The following is a 2,953-nucleotide window of genomic DNA, read 5'->3' as shown; positions in this document are numbered from 1 at the left end:
CAATCAAATAACCAATTCAATATAAATAAATTGGTATCAATAAAACTTGGCACACTATTGAGTTCTCAAACAACAACCACACCCGACCAACACACCAAAAACCCCGCAAACAAACGGAACAATCCTTGACGATCAGTGCCGGAGCAACTTTTCAAGCTTACCCACAATGCCTCACAAAAGCAAATCCACTAACCAGTGAATCAACCCCACAAAACACCACAAAAATACCGGCAAAACCGGCACCAATAAACGGGGTATTCGCCACCCACAACAAGCGGGGCAACTCGAAAAACAATACACACCTTTCAACCACAAAGCCAACCCAAACACTGTGACCCTGCGCACCCACCACACTAAAACCACAACCTGAGAAAACCCTCCACACAAACAGGGAGAACCTAAATGATCACGATGCCTACAAATAGGGGGACCAAATAGCAACACCACGCCCCGCCGGGCCCCACAGCACTGCTTGACTCGCTAGTCGCGTGGCAACCGCGGTCCTGAGTTGCCCTGCGCGCCAACAGCTGACGCAAGGGATAGATCTGGAAGCTAGGTGTTGCCTACATCAAAGAAGACCCACCGGTCCAAGGCGGCCCTGGAGTATTCTCGCTGCGCGGAACGCATCAGGAGTTGCTGCAGGCTGCGCCAGCACCACAGGATGGAACGAATGTATCTGGCGGTCGAGTCTCATCTGTTCCAACTACTTGCTCGTGAGGCCTAGCAGCCATTCTGTTGCCAGTTCGGATCGGGATAACCCAGCTGATCCACCGTTTGCTGGGTTGGGGCCTGTGTCAACTTGGTGGCGATTGACCTCTGGCCCGCATTCGCCAGGGCCTCGCGGATGCGACCATCAACGCCGGCGCTGTTCTGGGCAGCCAGACCCACAATGCTTTGCGGGAAGGCGGCTGAGAGCTAATCGCGGCGTACGTGAAGTCCTAAGCCCAAAAGCAGTGGAACATGGAGCTACGGTGCCACCACGCTGTTACATGGTCCCTGAAGAAGTGCAGGGCTAGGGAAGGGGGGCGCTCGTGATCCCAGGGAGATGGCGGGCTCAACGCATCAACGTCTAGGTACGTGAACAGGCAGACTACATTCACCGCGGCGCTAACCATCCACCAGGAACGGCCAACCCCGCAGCTGTTGCTGACATGTCCTGCCCCGAATCTTGGCACCACCAAACTCTCCCGGAGCCTGCCAGTGAAACGCACCCTTGACGGAATCTTGTCAGTGGAATCGAAGAACGGCAGCCGTTCAGACGCTTGCCCTTGGTAGCTCAAGCAATACTTCTACCGAAACATCTCAATCCGGCCAGCGATCGGAACGCCGTGGATCCCGTGGAAGCAGTGTTCCTACCTGCGCGTCTCCACCCCAGCTGGGGCAGCCTGGTAGACGTTTTCACGTTGCATAGCTAAACCAATGACTCAAAGCGGCTCTCCGTGGTTCGTGGTGATTTCTGGTTTCGTGTCACTGAACGAAGGTGGCTCGTAGCCTGCGTTGTGATGGATGTTCTGACGCATTCATCTTTGACAGGACTACGAGCCTTGACCGAGCCTACTTTGGTGCACCCTGATGCTGCCACCACGATCTTCAATCTGGACGATTACCGTGTCCTCGCAACCCAGATCTTGAGTTTTGGCCAACGCAGGATCCACATTGAAAGCACTGTTGAATCCGGATGCCCTGGATGCGGTGTCATTGGCACACGGCGCCATTCCGGCCGGCAACAACGCGTCCGCGATATCCCTGTAGCTGGTCCAGTGGAAGTTGTTTGGGCCAAGCGGCGGCTGTTGTGCGACGAGTCATCGTGCCCGCACAAGACCTTCTTTGAAGCCACACTCGAGGTCCCGGCCAGGGCGCGCACCACGAGCCGGCTCCGCAGCGCGCTCGTGAAGGCTGTCGTTGCCTCTGGCCGCGCCGCGACGGAAACCACCACCGTCCATGGCGTCTCCTGGTGGCGGGTGCAAAAGGCGTTGAGCATGGCGGCAATGAAGCTTCCCAACGTTGATCTTCTCCGGCCGAGGATGCTCGCGATCGATGAACACCGATTCCGTTCCGTCCGCTTTTTCAAGAACACCGAGACGAATGCGTGGCAACTGATCGAACCGTGGATGACGACCATTGTTGCCTAGACACTGGGCAAATCCTTGGTGTGGTTGACGGTCGCGACCATACGGGTGTGGGCGCGTGGCTGATCAAACGGCCGCTGGATTGGCGGCTCGGAGTGCAGGTCGTCGCTATTGACCCCTCTGCTGCGTTCCGGAAGGCGTTGCGGATGTGGCTACCCCGCACCGCAGAATCGGTTGACCATTTCCACTTGATCCAACTCGCGAACCAGGCACTGACAGAGGTGAGGCAGGCACTCTCTCATCGGGTGCGGGGTCGTCGTGGCAGAGCAGTGGATCCTGCATGGGCACATCGGATGCTGCTCCTGCGCGCCGGCGATTCCCTCTCCGGCAGTGCCCGGGCACGGCTAGAGAAAGTCTTCGCCACGGACGATCCGACCAGGAAACTCAAGGCAGCCTGGGACGTGAAAGAACAAGTCCGAACACTGTTGCGCACCGGCTCACTGGAAAATGCCCAACTGGCCAAGGAAAAGCTCGAACGCCTCGTCAAGGAATCGAATCAGCCAGAGACAACCAGGATGTGGCGGACCCTTTGCCGGTGGTGGAAAGAGATCGAAGTTCTCATCGTCACCGGCGCCACCACAGGCAAAGTAGAAGCCAACAAGACCAGCATCAAACACATCAAAAGGACCGGCCGCGGCTACCGCAACCCAAACAACTACAGACAAGCTATTCTCTTGAGAAGTGCCGCCCGGACGACGGCATGACACTCACCCGCGAACCCGAATCCCCACGAACCGCGGAGAGCTGGTTAAAGTGGTGTGGCCTCCTGGTGGGGAGGCCGTGGTCGGTTGATGGTGGTTGTTTAAGTGAGGGAGGCCCCGCAC

Annotated in this window: 2 protein-coding genes; both read left to right on the top strand. The window is 57.2% G+C overall.

Features of this window, described 5'->3' with window-relative positions:
• Window positions 1–1,544: 1,544 nt before the first annotated feature.
• Window positions 1,545–2,132, top strand: a complete 588-nt coding sequence (locus CXQ94_RS23225) for a transposase family protein (protein ID WP_258067299.1) — start codon at window positions 1,545–1,547, stop codon at window positions 2,130–2,132.
• Window positions 2,090–2,833 (top strand): transposase, encoded by a 744-nt coding sequence (locus CXQ94_RS23220; RefSeq protein ID WP_258067298.1) that lies wholly within the window; start codon window positions 2,090–2,092, stop codon window positions 2,831–2,833. Before CXQ94_RS23225 ends, CXQ94_RS23220 begins: the two co-directional genes overlap by 43 nt.
• The last annotated feature ends 120 nt before the right edge of the window (window positions 2,834–2,953 follow it).

Source organism: Arthrobacter sp. GMC3 (assembly GCF_002929305.1).
Classification (GTDB): Bacteria; Actinomycetota; Actinomycetes; order Actinomycetales; family Micrococcaceae; genus Specibacter.
This window is presented reverse-complemented; position numbering and strand designations above follow the sequence as displayed.